1 protein-coding gene is annotated in these 233 nt (G+C 53.6%); it reads left to right on the forward strand.

The window, feature by feature from the left end:
* Nucleotides 1–233 (forward strand): cadherin-like domain-containing protein (locus tag OW491_RS17920; RefSeq protein WP_290037257.1); only part of this gene is annotated, 233 nt, incomplete at both ends.

Consider the following 233-nt stretch of genomic DNA (forward strand, 5'->3'; position numbering starts at 1 on the left):
ACTACCACGGGCGAATCAGCGACTACGAATGAAGATACGCCAGTCACTGTCGATGTGTTAGCTAACGACTCCGATGTTGACGGCGATGCCTTATCGGTTGATTCGGCTACTGCACCTAACGGCACGGTTGCGATCAACCCCGATGGCACCATTACCTACACGCCCAATGCGAACTTTAATGGCTCGGATACCATCACCTATACCGTGAGCGACGGTAACGGCGGTACCTCAAC

Origin of the sequence: Neptunomonas sp. CHC150 (assembly GCF_030397555.1) — a bacterium.
Taxonomy (GTDB): Bacteria; Pseudomonadota; Gammaproteobacteria; order Pseudomonadales; family Balneatricaceae; genus Neptunomonas; species Neptunomonas phycophila.